The sequence below is a fragment of the Acetobacter aceti genome (assembly GCF_002005445.1).
GTDB classification, from domain to species: domain Bacteria; phylum Pseudomonadota; class Alphaproteobacteria; order Acetobacterales; family Acetobacteraceae; genus Acetobacter; species Acetobacter aceti_B.
Map to the genome: position 1 here is coordinate 1,389,261 of NZ_CP014692.1, position 15,346 is coordinate 1,404,606.

Genomic DNA, 15,346 nt, shown 5'->3' on the forward strand with positions numbered 1-15,346 from the left:
CGGTCGTTTTTATGGAGTGAGGGTGTGACCGGCAAGGCGGCGTCGCCGGATACGCCCTTTCTGCCCATTGCAGAAATCTGGGAAGAAAAGGCGGACACGGTGACATGGAGCCTGACCGGCAACCCTCTGAAACAGGGTAAGGCGGTTTCCTGTTATTTGGCCGAAACGGTGGTGTTCATGCCCAGTCGGTCAAGTAACTGGCGGTCCCGGGTCGCTGCCGGGTTCGGGGTCGTCAGCAGACGCTCGCCGTAGAAGATCGAGTTTGCCCCGGCGAGGAAGCAGAGAGTCTGCGCCTCGTCCGTCATGTTCTCGCGTCCGGCAGCGAGGCGTACATGGCTGGCAGGCATGGTGATGCGTGCGACGGCGATGACACGGACGAAATCGATCGGATCAACTTCCTCGGCCGTTTGCAGGGGGGTCCCGGCAACCTTGACGAGCAGGTTGATCGGCACGCTCTCAGGGTGCTTCGGCATGGAGGCGAGGGAGGCAATCATTCCTGCCCGGTCTGATTCACCTTCGCCCATACCGACAATACCGCCACAGCACACATTGATGCCTGCATCGCGGACGTTTGACAGTGTGTCGAGACGGTCCTGATAGGTGCGTGTGGAGATGATCTCGCCATAAAACTCAGGGGAGGTGTCGATGTTATGGTTGTAGTAATCCAGCCCGGCGTCCTTCAGGCGATGCGCCTGCCGGTCATCCAGCATGCCCAGAGTGACGCAGGTTTCGAGACCGAGCGCCTTGACGCCTTCGATCATGGAGCAGACCGTTTCCAGATCATGATCCTTGGGGGAGCGCCAGGCGGCTCCCATGCAGAAACGGGCCGCTCCGGCTTCCTTGGCGCGTTTCGCTTCTGCAATGACGCCGTCAACCGCCATGAGTTTTTCCGCCTTGATCCGTTCTTCATGGCGTGAACTCTGCGGACAGTAGGCGCAGTCTTCCGGGCAGCCGCCGGTCTTGATCGACAGAAGCGTCGAGATCTGGATTTCTGTCGGATCAAAGAACTGCCGGTGCAGGGTCTGCGCCCGGTACAGCAGTTCGGGGAAAGGAAGATTCAGAAGCGTTTCGACTTCTTGGCGTGTCCAGTCGTGCCGTAGCGGCGTTCCTGCGTGCGTCTGAGACGGAGAAAGGGCGCTGAGGGAGCTGCCGTCTGCCATGGCTGGAGGGTGTTCCTGTTATCTGCGGGGTGCTTCTTCTCGCACGGAATGCTCCCCATTTTCAACGCGCATAAGGGGAGCCAGAAAAGGATGATGACAGAAAGGCATCCTTTATCCCGGATTTGGGGTGATGAGAGACAAATGCTTAAGCACTTTTTATTATCTGTCCGGCATCGTGATCCATTGAACTGCGATGAGTGTGCCGGGTCAGATGGGGCTCCACGAAAATACTAAAATCACCGCTTCTACGGAACGCAGGCTGGAGCAACTGGCAGCGCTGGCGTTTGCGGCGGCAGATGTTCTGTTTGAGGTGGATCGTGCCTTCAGGATTCGCAATATTGGGGGCTCCATCCAGAAACTGACGGGGCACAGCGCCCGGACTGTCAGAAACATGTCCTTGTTCGACATGCTGGTGCCTGCGGATCGTATCTTCCTGAAGCGTGTTGTTGAAGCATTCGATCAGGGAAAATCAGTCAAGCGTACGGCTGTGCGTTTTCTGCGTGGTGAAAGTGAAACCACTGTCGCCATGCTGGGCATGACGATCATGCCGGGCAGCATCGGTGAACGCCTTGTGACCGCGACCATCCTGGATCGTGGTTTTGCCCCTTCTTCAACTGAAGATGGTTTTCTTGACCGTGCCTCCTTTCTGAACATGGCGCGGCACATGATTTCTGCCGGAGAGGGGACGGCGCAGTTCAATCTCGTGATGCTGGCGTTGCCGCTGATGATGAACAGTGCCGCCATGAGAGGCACGGCGCTCGGGCAGACATTTCTCGCGGAAATCGAATCGATTCTTCGCTTCAACAGCGAAAATGGGGCTGTCACACGTCTGGGAAATGGGGCTTATGCCTATTTCCAGAAAGCTGAAGATGACCCGAATCTTATCGCGCAGAAGATTTCTGAAGCGACACAGGCGATGCTGACGCACCCCTGTATCCAGAAACTGCCTCTCGACACGCTGCTCATGGAATACAGCGAAATCGAAACAGCCCTGAACTATGCGCTGGAGATGTTTGCCGACGAAAAGACCCGGCAGGAGATGACGTTCGAAAACCTGCCCGACTGTCTGGCTGCGGCGAACAGCCGCGACCGGGGTATGGTGACATCCTGCCGCAACATTATCAGGGATGAGACATTTTTTCAGGTCTTGCAGCCCATTCTGACGCTGAAGACCGGCATCATTCAGCATTATGAGGTGCTGACGCGCTTTGCGGAAGGGGTGGCCAGAGGAATTGCAAATACTGGCGATTTCATCCAGATCGCCGAGCAGATCGGCATGATCAATACCTTCGACCTTCTGAACTGCGTGAAAACCATCAGGCTGCTTCAGCAGCTTCCCAACGGTATCCGTCTTGCTCTGAATGTCTCCGGACGTTCCGTGCAGTCCGCGGAATTCGCCAGCCAGATAATGAATCTGCTGGATTCAGCAGAGATGAAGGTCACGCCCTCACGACTGCTCATCGAGATCACCGAAACGCGCGGTATCACGAATTTTGAGGGGGCGACGGCGCTGCTCCAGTGGCTGGTGAAGCGGGGTCACAGGATTTGCCTGGATGACTTTGGCGCTGGCGCGATGAGCTTTGAGTATCTTCGTCGCTTTCCCGTGGATTTTGTGAAAATTGACGGGCATTTCTTTCGGAACGCCATGACCAGTGGTCGGGACAGGATTCTGATCAGGGCGATAGCCCGCTGCTCCTTCGAACTGGGGTGCAGAACGGTGGCGGAGATGATCGAAACCGAGGTCGACGCAGCTCTTGCGAAAGAATTGGGGGTTGAATGCGGGCAGGGCTGGCTGTTCGGTAAGCCGGTCACGGCGGATCAACTGCTTGCCTCGGCGGGGCGGGTGGCCAGCATGCAGGGCGCTTCTGCCCGGGAAGAGATTGCTGTTTCCCGAACGACTTCCCTGCCGCATCAGCGTGCTGTTGCGGAACAGCCTTCGTCTTCTTCTCCGACTCTTGCAAAACCGGAAATCGTGCGAAAAAAAATCACGTGAAAAGACGATTCCGGACGATATTCCATATTTTTTACGAAGCTTTACAGAGCCCCCGTCTTTTCAGTTCCTCTCTTGACCTTGTGGAGGTTTGGGCGCAGGCGAGGGCGTTTAAGCCATAAGTTCAGGACGGGGGAGGCAATGAAGCACTGGAATATCGATCAGATGGACTGGAGCAGTTTTGAGCCATCCAGAGTTGATCCGGATATTGTTGCTGTTGTTAAGGCAGCCTCTGTCGTTGAGCGAAACAGCGTGGATTATGCTGTCTATCTGAAGCACGTCTTTTCGGACGACGCGGATTTTAAGGAAGCGGCTGATAACTGGGCGCTTGAGGAAATCCAGCATGGAGACGCGCTTGGGCGCTGGGCCATGCTGGCTGATCCGTCATGGGATTATCCGGCTGCGTTTGAACGCTACCGCAATACATTCCACATTGATCTGAACACGACAGCATCTGTTCGCGGCTCCCGCACTGGCGAACTCATTGCGCGATGTATGGTGGAAACCGGAACGTCTTCTTTCTACTCATCACTGGCGGACGCGACCGAGGAGCCTCTTCTGAAGGCCATCTGCAAGCAGATTGCCGCTGATGAATATCGTCATTTCAAGCTGTTCTATGACCACATGCGGCGATACCTGAAGCGTGAACGCCTTGGAGCATGGGCTCGCACCCGGATTGCTCTGGGTCGCATCACGGAGAGCGAAGATGACGAACTCGCTTCCGCCTACTACACGACCAATGAGCCGCCATCGGTTCGCTACGAGCGCAAACGCTGCATCGCCAGCTATATGTCCCGCGCGCTCAAGTCCTATCGCCAGAAACACATCGACCGCGTCACGGGCATGGTCTTCAAAACGATCGGCTTCAAGCCGCACAGCCGCCTGCATGCTCTCGCTGCGCGACTGGTGTTTGCCCTGATCAAGCGTCGCCAGCGTAGTTTCGAGCGGGAAGCGGTGGCAATAGGCGCTTGAGGAGCACCGCGGGCGGCATGGTTTTGACCGGTTCAGGCCGCCGTCCTACCATGCCCGGAACAGGTCGTTGAAACAGGGAGCGAAAGCTCGCTCCTGTGTCACAAGGTGTTGTCTCTGCATGTCGCGTTTGAAGAACAAAGTCCGTCATTCCGTCATACTCTCCTCACTGTCCGGCCTGATGCTGGCTTCCAGTCTCGTCACCCCCGTCATGGCCGCAACAGCACGACATGGAGCCGCCATCCAGCCCTGGGGGTTCGATCTGGGCGGTCGCAATGTGACGCTGCTGCCGGGCAATGATTTTTTCGGGTATGCCAACGGCCGCGCTGTAAAAGCCATCACGATCCCGGCGGACCGGACCTCTTTCGGAGAGTTCGACGCCTTGCGCGACCTGTCGCAGAAGCGCGTGCGCGATATTCTTACGGGTCTGGCTGGCAAACGCATCATTGCGACGCAGACAACGGAAGAGAAGCTGGCGGTGTATTACACCAGCTTCATGGATGAAAAAGCGGTCGAGGCACTGGGAGTCAGGCCTCTTGAGACTGATCTCGCGGCTATCCGTGCCGTCAAGACACCGAGCGAACTGGCCCATCTGATCGGGACCGGGCAGACGTCTTTCCAGTTTTCCGCCTTCTCCCTGTCCATCCAGCCTGACGCGAAAGATCCAAAACGGTTTGCTCTGGGACTGGATCAGGGTGGTCTGGGCATGCCGGACCGGGATTATTACCTGAAGCCGGAATTTGCCGCGAAAAAGCGGGCTTATGAAGCCTATGTCGCGAAGATGCTTCATCTCGTCGGATGGCAGGATGCCGACGCCCGCGCGAAGGACATTGTGGCGCTGGAAAGCAGGCTGGCTGATATTCACTGGCCTCGCGTCGAACTGCGTGATCCTGACAAGACCTACAACCCCACCACCGTTGCCGGTCTGACCGAGAAGGCGCCCGGCTTCGACTGGACCGCATGGCTCAACGGTGCGGGAATCAGTGTTCAGCAGGCTGATGAAGCCCGGATTATCGTTGGTGAGCCTTCCGCGATTGCCGGACAGGCGAAACTGCTTGGCGCTGAATCGCTTCCGGTCCTGCAGGCCTGGCTGGCATTTCACCTTGCCAACAATTCGGCTTCGACACTCTCTTCCGCCTTTGTGAACGCCTCCTACGATTTCAATCGCAAGACACTGGCGGGACAGCCGAAGCTCGCGGCACGCTGGAAACGTGCGACCGACGCCACGGATGACGCGATGGGTTGGGCGATCGGCAGGATCTATGTCGACCGGTATTTTCCGCCCGAGAGCAAGGTCAAGATGGAGGCTCTGACAGCAGGCCTGAAAGCGGCGTTCCGTGTCAGGCTCCAGAACAACAGCTGGATGTCCGAGGCCACAAAGCAGCATGCGCTGGTCAAACTCGATCACTTCGACATTCAGGTTGGTTATCCCAAAAAATCCCGTGATTACAGCGATCTGACGATCACGCCGGGCGATGTTTATGGCAATGCGGCGCGCGCGGCCGCTTTTGAGTGGCGTTACTGGCTGGCTCATCTCGGTAAACCGGTTGATCGCGATGAGTGGGAAATGACTCCCCAGACGGTGAATGCCTACAACCAGCCTGTCTTCAATGAAGTCGTTTTCCCGGCCTCGATCCTTCAGCCGCCTTTCTTTGATCCGCATGCGGATGACGCCGTCAATTACGGCGCGATCGGTGGCGTTATCGGCCACGAAATGACGCACAGCTTTGACGATGAAGGCCGCAAGTTCGATGAAAATGGCCGTCTCAGCGACTGGTGGACCAAGGAAGATGCGGCGCGTTTCGAAAAGCTCGGAGACCGGCTCGGTGCGCAGTATGATGCGTATGAAGTGCTGCCGGGCGTGCATCTCAACGGCAAGCTGACCATGGGCGAAAACATCGCCGATCTGGGCGGCCTGACGCTGGCTCTGGATGCCTATCATGCGTCTCTGAACGGCAAGGATGCGCCTGTTCTGAGCGGGCTGAGCGGAGATCAGCGGGTCTTTCTGGGCTGGGCGCAGGTCTGGCGGATGAAGGTGCGTGAAGATCGCGCCAGACAGCTTGCCGTGATCGATCCGCACTCGGCGCCCGGCGCGCGCGTCAATCTGCCTGCTCACAATATCGATGCATGGTACAAGGCCTGGAATGTGCAGCCCGATCAGAAGCTGTATCTTGCCCCGGACCAGCGGGTGAAAATCTGGTAGTCTGTGACTGTCTTTCAAAGGCCCGCCGTAAACCGGCGGATCTCTATCCCGTACCTTCCGACCTCTCTTTGGATACAGAAAAGAACATTTCCTGATGACCGCATTTACGCTCGCCTATCGGAACACTCCCCTGCACGCTGTGGTGGCGGCAGCTGTCGCGCGAGTGCTGGAAGCCTATGAAATCGAGCCGGATTACATCACCGGAGATGAGGCTTCCCTTGCGAAAATGATGGCCGACGGAGAAATCGATCTTTTCGCAACGGCATGGCTGCCCTCGATGGATGAGGGGCTGCTGTCTCCGACCGTCGAAACGCTGGGCAATCTCTATCGCCCGGGTTTCGGTTTTTTTGTCCCGGAAGGCGCTGATAGCCCTGTGTCTGACGTATCCTCGATCGAAGAACTGGCGGCGTCATCCGTGGCGCGCAACCTCATCACGCCCGAGAGTCTTGTCACCCGTGTCAGGCAGGTCGTGGCGGGATACCGTCTCACAGAGGCAGGTTTCACCATCGAATCCCAGCCTGATGAGCAGGCCTATGAGGCGGCTGCCGCTGCGGTGCAGGCCGGAGAGCCGGTTGTCATGCCGCTTTTCACACCCTGTTATCTCATCCATTCCCTTCCGCTTCGCCAGCTTGCAGATCCGAAAGGGACGGCGGGTGCGGAACTGGAAGCACGTCTGCTCATCAACAAAGCCACCCGAGCCAAGGCCGACAGTGATCTGATTGATGAGCTGGACGAACTGACACTGGGTAACAAGGTGGTCAGCGCCCTCGACAACGCGCTCCGGAATCTGGGTATGAGCGCTGATCAGGCCGCCGAGGAATGGCAGCGTGGCAAACTCCTGCCTCGCTGAAGTGTGGAGCTGAGAATGCGGCCGGTGACGCTGGACTGCATGAACCCCGAGGCTGTTCCCCGGCTTCATGGGGTGGATGGCATTCGCCTCGCCATGGCCATGACTGACACGCACCAGTTGAGTGTGGGTGAAGGGAGTGAGGCGGTCGTCGTGCAGCTTCCTCCGCAGGCGAGGGGAATCTTCCCTCTGATCGACGGACGCAATACGGTGGCTGACCTTGCAGTCCGACTGGAGACGCGTGGGGTCAGTGCGTCCCAGTTCGAGAGTGTGTGGCGGGCTACTGTGGCGGTGCTGGCGCCCTGCGGGCTGATTTCGATTTCTCTGCCGACACCCTGAAGGCCAATATCCTGAGGGACCGAGATGCTTCCTGTCATCGTCTTCGGCGCTGCTCTGTATCCTGATGGCTCACCGCGCCCGGCTCTTGTGGCGCGTGTACAGGCTGCTCTCCGGTTTGGTGAGAGGGAAAGTGGCAGACTGTATGTGGTGACAGGCGGTGTCCCGCAGGCAGGGCAGACCGAGGCGGCTGTGATGGCTGGCTTACTGCTGCTCGAAGGCGTGCCGGACAGGGTCATTCTGCGGGAGGCACAGTCGGCTGACACATGCGACTCTGTAATTGCCTGCACGAAGCTTTTGCGTGAGCGGCGGTACGACGGTCCCGTTGCGGTCGTCACCAGTGATTTTCACATGATGCGGTGCATCGCCATGTTGCGTGCATTGGGCTGGACGACAGTGGCCGTACCTGCGCCGTCGCGTGCCGATCTGTCGCGCTGGCGTCGGCTGTGGGTGAATTTGCGGGAGTATCCGGCGACGGCATGGGATGTCCTGCTTGTCCTGATCTGGCGTTTTCGTCAGTAGGGCGCGATTTTACAGGGTGAGGCTGGGATGCGGACGTAAATCGATGCATCGAAGTGCTTTGTTGAGCTCAAAAGTTTTCTTGTTTCATACAATCGCGATCGTGCAACGCTTCCCGCTTCGGGCTGGAATAGGCAGATGTTAATTGCAAAATAACATGATATATTACGACATATCGTAAGTTAAGCAGTATGCTGATTGCAATGAACTGCACGGCTCATGAAGATAGGTTTCAGTTTGTCGTAGCGGATTGCGATAGCGCGGAACTATTTGATTTTATTGAAAAACTATCGATCAGGTTTCGTTCGCTATAGAGAGCGAAAGCTGTTTTCGTGTGTGTCGTTCTGTTGTTTTTTGACGGGATGAGCAGAGTAATCCCGCATCCTTTTTTGCGGGCACCCACGCTGTGCTGATGCGCCCGGACAGTCGTGCCGTCGATAATCATATATTCATTGGTTATGATCGGCGGCTAGATGACGCAAGATCCGCTCGATTACACTACTGTTACAACGGCGGAGACGGCGGAGCATGTTTTTCCAGTCTCAGAAAGAGGCGGGAAGGTCACATCATCGAACGATCGCGTGGTAGCGACGCAGCCGGGCTGCCACGAACAGACGGTTATCCGCAGCCGTGCCTCCCACATGACCTTCCCGCCCGGCAGAAAATCCTTTATCCACTCCCGCCGGTCGTCGCGTAAACCATGACGCCGCATGCGTCTGTCTCCCTCAAAACCGGGAAAACAGACATTATAGAGCGCCAGAAAGTACAACCATCAGGTATCTCACTCAGGACTTAACTGACGATACGCCGTAGTAAGGTATTACAATTTTATGCTTTCAGGTTCCTTTGAAGCCGGCTCTGAGAAAATCTGGCGTCATGATGCTCTCATCTAGAGGGTGTTATGTACTTTCGCGCGTGATTGTTTCAGTAATGCTGAATGAAGCAAGCTCGCAAGCCGTATCCCTCTGACGTGTCAGACGAAGAATGGTCGTTGGTTGTTCCGTATCTGGTTCTGATGCGAGAGGACGCGGAACAGCGGCGGCATGATCTGCGCGAACTGTTCAACGGGTTGCGCTACGTGATCCGCTACGGGATCGCCTGGCGCGCCATGCCGAACGATCTGCCGCCCTGGTCGGCGGTCTATCAGCAATCCCGTCGCTGGATGGAGGCAGGCTGCTTCGAAGCGCTGGCGTCTGACCTGCGTGCTGTGCTGCGCATGGCCTCAGGCCGCAAGGCGGAACCCACGGCGGCTATTCTTGACAGCCGAACCTTGCGTTCGACGCCGGAGAGCGGGGCACGCGCCGGATATGATGGGGCCAAACGCAAAAAGGGCTCGAAACTGCATATGGCCGTGGACACGTTTGGCCATCTGCTGGCCCTGCACGTCACGCCAGCCAATCGGGACGATCGCGCCGAGGTCGGACGCCTCGCTGCTGCCATTCAGGAAGTGACGGACGAAAGCGTCGAACTGGCCTATGTCGATCAGGGATATACGGGTGAGAGGCCGGCAGAGGCAGCGCGGGCTCACGGTATCGCCCTTGAGGTCGTCAAATTGCCCGAGGCCAAGCGCGGTTTTGTTCTGCTACCTCGTCGCTGGGTCGTCGAAAGATCTTTCGCATGGGCCACGCGATGCCGTAGGCTCGTCAAGGATTACGAGCGCTATGCCTCAACACTCGCAAGTCTCCATGTCGTCGCTTTCGCATGCTTCATGCTCAGAAACGCCGCTATACTCGCTCAAGGTGCATAACACCTTCTAGACGAGGGGTGCTTGCATAGAATATTTTGGTGGTATAGGCGAAGTGGCGCTGCGAGGGTTATCTTTGCATAGGTCGCTTGCGGTTGGGATACGTAAAGCAGAGTGCGGCGTTCTGATCGTGGTGTGTGTGTGACACAGCTGCACAGCAGATTAGACGGCTTTCCATCGCCTGCGGGATTTAGGATAAGATACCAAAAATGCTAGACAGCAAGAAAATTGCGGTAGTACTGCCAGCCTATAATGCCGCTCTCACCCTCGACAGAACCTGCGCCGAGATACCGCGTGATCTGGTTGACGACGTGATTCTGACTGATGACGCGAGCAGTGACAACACAATGGCGCTGGCACAAGAGCTTGGGTTGCATGTCATACGTCACGAGAAAAACCGTGGATATGGAGGTAACCAGAAGACTTGTTACGCGGAGGCTCTGGCGCGCGGTGCGGACATTGTCATCATGCTGCACCCGGATTATCAATATTCGCCTCGCCTTCTCAGGGCGATGTGCGCGATGCTCACTTCTGGGCATTATGATGTGGTGATCGCCTCGCGTATTCTTGGCAAGGGGGCACTGTCTGGCGGGATGCCACTCTATAAATATATTGCGAACCGCGCCCTGACCTTCACGCAAAATATTCTGATGAATGCAAAGCTGTCCGAGTATCACACTGGGTATCGCGGCTGGACCCGTGAAGTTCTTGAAACGCTCCCGCTTTCACGGTGTTCGGACGATTTTGTATTTGACAATCAAATGCTTGCCCTAGCGCTTGATGCAGGCTTCCGGGTTGGTGAGATTTCCTGCCCAACACGATATTTCGAAGAAGCTTCATCAATCAACCTTCGTCGCAGCGTTACCTACGGCCTAGGATGTCTGCGTACCTCTGCTCAGTATCGTCTGCATCGCATGGGACTCAATCGCTCCGGCTTGTTCAAGCGTTAAGCATGTCCGGAAGCGTTCTCTCGCGTCGCTCTGCTTTGCTGGCGACCGTTCTCGGTGTTTTAGTAATCGCCGGGACGGCAACAGGGCTTATTCTCCGCCACGATACTGAAATCGTGACGCACTTCGTTGCGTGGGTCAACGCGTTGCGTTCTCATTCACCGATCGCTGGTTGGCTGATCTGCGCGGGTGTGCAGACTCTGGTGGCCTTGTGCGGCTTTCTGCCCGCTTCAGTTGGGGCGATTGCCAGCGGTATGATTTTTGGTCTGATTGACGGATTTATTCTGTCGGGAACTGCCACTCTGATTGGTGCTCTAGGGGCGTTCTGTCTGAGCCGTTCATTTCTCCGTGGACCGATCCATGCCTGGCTCCGTCGTGGCCGATTCATGGCGATTCTCGATGATACGGCGCTTACATACGGCTGGAAACTTGTCTGCCTTCTGCGTGTGTCGCCGGTCATGCCCTTTGCCGTAACCAGCTACGCGCTTGGTCTGACTCCCTTAAGTATGCGGAATTACCTGATTGGCACTCTTGCGGCTCTTCCGTCCTTATTCGGATATGTGGCGATGGGGCAGTTGGCCGTTAGCGGAGCCACGACAATGGGGAAGGGAGCTGGTTGGCTGCACGATGGGATGATCGCCATCGCGCTTCTGGGAACGGTCTTGCTGTTGTGGCAGTTTGGCAGTGTAGCTCGGCGATTTCTTGCCGTGCCGGTGACGATTGATCCCAAGTCCTTGCCTGCTGCTGACGCCACGGTCCGGAACGAAGCTGGAATTCGATGACAATTCTGCGCAGTGTCGAGAGCGCCCTGTCCCGCAGGCGGGGCATCGCCATACTCCTCGTTTTTTATGCGTTCCTGATCTGCCTGCGTGCGCCGGATATCATTATCACCGGTCGGTTCTGGGCCGAGGAAGGCAAAATCTTCTATGTGAATGCCCTGCAGACTGGTCCGCTGGAAGCGATTTTTACGTCCTATGGCGGTTATCTCAACCTCATAGCGAACGCCTCGACAACTGCTGCACGCTGGCTCCTGCCGATGGAACTGGCGCCATATATGACGATTGCGACGGGTCTTGCATTCCAGCTTCTTCCGGCTTTCCTTGTTCTGACGGCCCGCGACATCTGGCTTCGGCCTCCGTTGATTCGTCTGGCCGCGCTGGGCATCATGCTGTTTACGCCCTCAAGTTCTGAAATCTGGCTCCAGACCCTGCATTGCCAGTTTGAGCTGGCGCTGGCGTGTTCCCTGATCATTACTTTCGAGACCGTTGGCGGAGTGGTTGGCGGTATTCGCCTCATAACGCTGTTCCTCGCTCCGCTCTGTGGTCCCGGAGCAATCGTCTTACTGCTACCTCTCGCCCTCAGACTCGCCTCTGACAGGACGAAGGCGAGACTGATACAGTTTCTGGTGCTTGGCATAGGCGCTGCCATCCAGATGCTGTTTTTCTTTCATGTTGAATCTGGTCGCGGCAATCATCTTCCGCTCAATATCGCGCTCGCAGTAGTCTTTGCCCGCGAGCCTCTGGTAATGTTTCTGGGTGTGGGCGCACGGACTCATGCGCTGATTGCCGGTTTTCATCATAAATTTATGGTTGATCCGAAGGTAATAAGTCGTGCGGATATTGATGCAGTGTTGTTCTTCGGGATAGCTTTTCTGCTTTCCCTCCGTGTCCGTCCTGCATTTTGGCTTCTTCTTACCAACGCCGTCTTCACAGGTGCAGCCATTTATGGCTCTATCGGTGGAGCGATAGATCAGCTCGATGTCTTTGTCGGAGAACGCTACATCTTCGTTGGGCAGTCGTTGTGTGGACTGATGTTTGTGGCTTTTGCCGCAGCTGTAAAAGGAAAGATGTGCTGGCTGGGTGGTGCTATTATTGTCTGGTTACTTGTTATCGGTGTGACGAATTATTGGCATCCCGTATTCAATTTGACGGGACCTGATTGGCGGCATGAAGTAACGCTCTGGCGCGCAGATCATCATCATCTTATTCAAATCTGGCCGAATGGCTGGACGATTGCTCTTCCATAAGGCTTGGATTTCCTTTTGAGTAGCCACCCAAAGGAAATTTTGTATCTGTCTTTCTGAACATAAAATCGCATCAATGTGTAATATAATCAAAATCCTCAAATGGATGGATCATGTATATTGCAAAATTCGATGATAAATCTGGTATTTATCTGTGAAATAATTTTAGGTTATTTTGACAAAATCTCTACTGTTCCTGATAGGGCAGGATCGCTACTCAAAGTGGCCGATAATGAATGCAACCTGCTTCCATAGTGTAACAGTCGGCAGATTCTCTTCTCAAAAAAAAAGGCTTTTCCGCACAGCCTTCGGATGAACAAAGATATCTGAATTTTAAAACTACACCCAGTGCAGTGTGTAGTGATCAGACTCGACCGGCTGCTATCCATAGGCGGGCGGCTTCATCTACGAGCCTGCAAATTATGGCTTGCGCTTGGGAAAAGGAAGAAAACCCGGTTTCTGGCAAGATATCAGAGGTGGGATGACGGTCTGTTAGCAGGGATGATGATGACCCCTGCATTGACATTCCCTGACGTTTTCCCTTCATCACCCTGCGTATTGTCGGGTTTTCCCGTACAGATAGCCCGCCGGATGACGGGCTGACCTCATGCCATCATCAGTCCAGGAGCAGCCGAATGTCTGTCTACGCTTTTGTTTTTCCGGGTCAGGGAAGTCAGTCTCCCGGCATGGGGCAGGATCTGGCGGATGCTTTTCCGGCAGCACGGGAGGTCTTTCAGGAAGTTGATGACGCGCTGGAGGAGAAGCTTTCAAAGATTATTTTTGAAGGCCCGGTGGAGGATCTTACGAGCACGGAAAACACCCAGCCAGCGTTGATGGCGGTGTCCATGGCTGTGGTTCGCGTTCTGGAGCGGGAAGGTGGCGTGGATTTCAGCGCCAGAGCGACGCTGATGGCTGGCCACTCCCTCGGTGAATACTCTGCCCTTGCAGCGGCACGTTCTTTCGGAGTTGCTGAAACAGCCCGTCTCCTGCGTCTGCGTGGCCGTGCGATGCAGCGTGCTGTGCCCGCCGGTGAAGGTGGGATGGCGGCACTGATCGGTGTGACCCCTGAGCAGGCTCAGGAACTGTGCGAGGAAGCGGCGGTTCTCAGAACTGAAGGACGACCGGATCAGCGTGAAATCCTTGAGGTCGCCAACGATAATGGTGGCGGTCAGATCGTGATTTCGGGCCAGATGGCGGCGATCGACAGGGCAATTGTGATCGCCAAGGAGAAGGGCGTCAAAAGGGCCGTCAAACTGCCTGTTTCCGCACCGTTCCACTGCTCCCTGATGCGTCCGGCAGCGGACGAGATGGCCGAGGCTCTGGATGGCGCCGAGGTGAAGACTCCCATCGTGCCCATCATTGCGAATGTGACGGCAGCGAAAGTGACATCGCCCGACATGATTCGTGAACTGCTGGTCAAGCAGGTGACCGGCACGGTCCGCTGGCGGGAAAGTGTCGACGCGATGGTCGGCATGGGTGTCGATCATTTTGTGGAACTGGGAGCCGGTAAGGTGCTTTCAGGTCTGATCCGCCGAATCGCACCGGATGTGAAAGCCGAGTCTGTCGGCACGCTCGACACCATCGACAGCTTCCTCAAGACCCTCTGACGGTCTTTCCTCCTTCGGTCTGATTTTCTTCGAACAGGACAGAGATTTATGTTCAGTCTTACCAACAAGGTCGCACTCGTTACCGGCGCAACAGGCGGCATCGGCGAGGCCATCGCCCGTCAGCTTCATCACCAGGGCGCGACAGTCATTCTGTCCGGCACCCGGGAATCCGTGCTGGCCGAGCGGGCTGCCGCTCTGGGCGGTGAGCGCGTGCATGTTGTCGCAGCGGATCTTTCCGACCCGGCGGCAGCGGAGCAGCTGGTGGCCCGTGCGGAGGAAGCAGCCGGAGCGCCGCTCGATATTCTCGTGAATAACGCGGGGCTTACGCGCGACACGCTCGCCATCCGCATGAAGGATGAGGACTGGTCAAGGGTGATCGAGGTCGATCTTGCCTCGCCGTTCCGACTCTGCCGCGCGGTGCTCAAGGGCATGCTGCGTCGGCGTGCGGGCCGGATCATCAGTATCGCTTCCGTCGTCGGGACAACCGGCAATGCCGGACAGGCCAACTATGCCGCCGCCAAGGCCGGGCTGGTGGGCATGACCAAGTCTCTCGCGCAGGAAGCTGGTTCCCGTGGCGTGACGCTGAACGTGGTTGCTCCGGGCTTTATCGCCACGGCGATGACGGATGTCCTGCCTGACGCCCAGAAGGAAAAGCTGGTGGGATCCATTCCTCTGGGCCGCATGGGCTCGCCTGACGATGTGGCTTCGGCCGTGGTATATCTGGCGTCGGAAGAGGCGGCATGGGTCACCGGCGCAACACTGCATGTTAACGGCGGTATGGCGATGATATGAGGCGAATTCTCCGGAATTCGTTGCAGAGACTACCTTTTCTCGAAAACGTGAGCTAAGGAAGGTGACTGGTCTTGAACCCGGTGCGATCATGAAACGTCATGCTTTTCATGCATCCGCTTGGCGGCGGGAATATTTCCGTGCTAATCGCCCCGCAGCCTCGTTGGGCATACCTCGGTTGCCCCGTTCGAATGCCCTGCTCCGGCTTGTGG

13 protein-coding genes and 1 pseudogene are annotated in these 15,346 nt (G+C 56.5%); 12 read left to right on the plus strand and 2 right to left on the minus strand.

All coding sequences use genetic code 11. The annotated features are described in order from the left end of the window. Positions 1-152: 152 nt before the first annotated feature. Entirely contained in the window at positions 153-1,160 is a 1,008-nt protein-coding gene (gene bioB / locus A0U92_RS06265) for a biotin synthase BioB (protein WP_077812483.1), read from the minus strand. A gap of 193 nt (positions 1,161-1,353) precedes the next feature. Between bioB and A0U92_RS06270 the strand changes: the two genes are divergently transcribed. The 6 genes from A0U92_RS06270 (at position 1,354) to A0U92_RS06295 (ending at position 8,027) form a co-directional block, all read left to right on the plus strand. After that, positions 1,354-3,153, plus strand: coding sequence for an EAL domain-containing protein (locus tag A0U92_RS06270; RefSeq protein ID WP_077812484.1), 1,800 nt, complete (start codon positions 1,354-1,356; stop codon positions 3,151-3,153). 138 nt (positions 3,154-3,291) lie between these two features. Then, on the plus strand, positions 3,292-4,122 hold the full coding sequence (locus tag A0U92_RS06275) for a ferritin-like domain-containing protein (RefSeq protein ID WP_077812485.1): 831 nt from the start codon (positions 3,292-3,294) through the stop codon (positions 4,120-4,122). Positions 4,123-4,240: 118 nt separating this feature from the next. Continuing rightward, positions 4,241-6,322 (plus strand): M13 family metallopeptidase, encoded by a 2,082-nt coding sequence (locus A0U92_RS06280; protein WP_077812486.1) that lies wholly within the window; start codon positions 4,241-4,243, stop codon positions 6,320-6,322. Between the two features lie 94 nt (positions 6,323-6,416). Further along, positions 6,417-7,172, plus strand: coding sequence for a glycine betaine ABC transporter substrate-binding protein (locus A0U92_RS06285; RefSeq protein ID WP_077812487.1), 756 nt, complete (start codon positions 6,417-6,419; stop codon positions 7,170-7,172). A gap of 15 nt (positions 7,173-7,187) precedes the next feature. Then, on the plus strand, positions 7,188-7,508 hold the full coding sequence (locus A0U92_RS06290) for a hypothetical protein (RefSeq protein WP_236748295.1): 321 nt from the start codon (positions 7,188-7,190) through the stop codon (positions 7,506-7,508). A gap of 24 nt (positions 7,509-7,532) precedes the next feature. Further along, positions 7,533-8,027 carry a YdcF family protein gene (locus tag A0U92_RS06295; protein WP_077812488.1) on the plus strand — a complete coding sequence of 165 codons (495 nt, stop codon included), beginning with the start codon at positions 7,533-7,535 and terminating at the stop codon, positions 8,025-8,027. 266 nt (positions 8,028-8,293) lie between these two features. Here the strand turns inward: A0U92_RS06295 and A0U92_RS18230 are convergent. Then, positions 8,294-8,736, minus strand: a pseudogene (locus A0U92_RS18230) (transposase); the annotation flags it as partial. Between the two features lie 225 nt (positions 8,737-8,961). Between A0U92_RS18230 and A0U92_RS06305 the strand changes: the two are divergent. From A0U92_RS06305 to fabG, 6 genes are all read left to right on the plus strand, one after another. Beyond that, positions 8,962-9,771, plus strand: a complete 810-nt coding sequence (locus A0U92_RS06305) for an IS5 family transposase (RefSeq protein WP_077812350.1) — start codon at positions 8,962-8,964, stop codon at positions 9,769-9,771. 206 nt (positions 9,772-9,977) lie between these two features. Further along, positions 9,978-10,718 carry a glycosyltransferase family 2 protein gene (locus A0U92_RS06310; RefSeq protein ID WP_077812489.1) on the plus strand — a complete coding sequence of 247 codons (741 nt, stop codon included), beginning with the start codon at positions 9,978-9,980 and terminating at the stop codon, positions 10,716-10,718. A gap of 2 nt (positions 10,719-10,720) precedes the next feature. Then, on the plus strand, positions 10,721-11,497 hold the full coding sequence (locus A0U92_RS06315) for a TVP38/TMEM64 family protein (protein WP_077812490.1): 777 nt from the start codon (positions 10,721-10,723) through the stop codon (positions 11,495-11,497). Further along, positions 11,494-12,741: a hypothetical protein gene (locus tag A0U92_RS06320; protein ID WP_077812491.1), complete on the plus strand. Its 1,248-nt coding sequence runs from the start codon at positions 11,494-11,496 to the stop codon at positions 12,739-12,741. The genes A0U92_RS06315 and A0U92_RS06320 overlap by 4 nt, the downstream gene beginning before the upstream one ends. Before the next feature lie 632 nt (positions 12,742-13,373). Then, the gene (gene fabD / locus A0U92_RS06325; RefSeq protein ID WP_077812492.1) at positions 13,374-14,345 is read left to right on the plus strand and encodes an ACP S-malonyltransferase; all 972 of its coding nucleotides are present in this window, start codon (positions 13,374-13,376) and stop codon (positions 14,343-14,345) included. Positions 14,346-14,393: 48 nt separating this feature from the next. Beyond that, a complete protein-coding gene (gene fabG, locus A0U92_RS06330) occupies positions 14,394-15,137 on the plus strand; it encodes a 3-oxoacyl-[acyl-carrier-protein] reductase (protein WP_077812493.1) in 744 nt (247 codons plus the stop codon). Positions 15,138-15,346: the final 209 nt, after the last annotated feature.

Coding starts and splice junctions, on each gene's coding strand:
- bioB (WP_077812483.1), bottom strand. CDS start 1,160: ATGGCAGACGGCAGCTCCCTCAGCGCCCTTTCTCCGTCTCAGACGCAC.
- A0U92_RS06270 (WP_077812484.1), top strand. CDS start 1,354: ATGAGTGTGCCGGGTCAGATGGGGCTCCACGAAAATACTAAAATCACC.
- A0U92_RS06275 (WP_077812485.1), top strand. CDS start 3,292: ATGAAGCACTGGAATATCGATCAGATGGACTGGAGCAGTTTTGAGCCA.
- A0U92_RS06280 (WP_077812486.1), top strand. CDS start 4,241: ATGTCGCGTTTGAAGAACAAAGTCCGTCATTCCGTCATACTCTCCTCA.
- A0U92_RS06285 (WP_077812487.1), top strand. CDS start 6,417: ATGACCGCATTTACGCTCGCCTATCGGAACACTCCCCTGCACGCTGTG.
- A0U92_RS06290 (WP_236748295.1), top strand. CDS start 7,188: ATGCGGCCGGTGACGCTGGACTGCATGAACCCCGAGGCTGTTCCCCGG.
- A0U92_RS06295 (WP_077812488.1), top strand. CDS start 7,533: ATGCTTCCTGTCATCGTCTTCGGCGCTGCTCTGTATCCTGATGGCTCA.
- A0U92_RS06305 (WP_077812350.1), top strand. CDS start 8,962: ATGAAGCAAGCTCGCAAGCCGTATCCCTCTGACGTGTCAGACGAAGAA.
- A0U92_RS06310 (WP_077812489.1), top strand. CDS start 9,978: ATGCTAGACAGCAAGAAAATTGCGGTAGTACTGCCAGCCTATAATGCC.
- A0U92_RS06315 (WP_077812490.1), top strand. CDS start 10,721: ATGTCCGGAAGCGTTCTCTCGCGTCGCTCTGCTTTGCTGGCGACCGTT.
- A0U92_RS06320 (WP_077812491.1), top strand. CDS start 11,494: ATGACAATTCTGCGCAGTGTCGAGAGCGCCCTGTCCCGCAGGCGGGGC.
- fabD (WP_077812492.1), top strand. CDS start 13,374: ATGTCTGTCTACGCTTTTGTTTTTCCGGGTCAGGGAAGTCAGTCTCCC.
- fabG (WP_077812493.1), top strand. CDS start 14,394: ATGTTCAGTCTTACCAACAAGGTCGCACTCGTTACCGGCGCAACAGGC.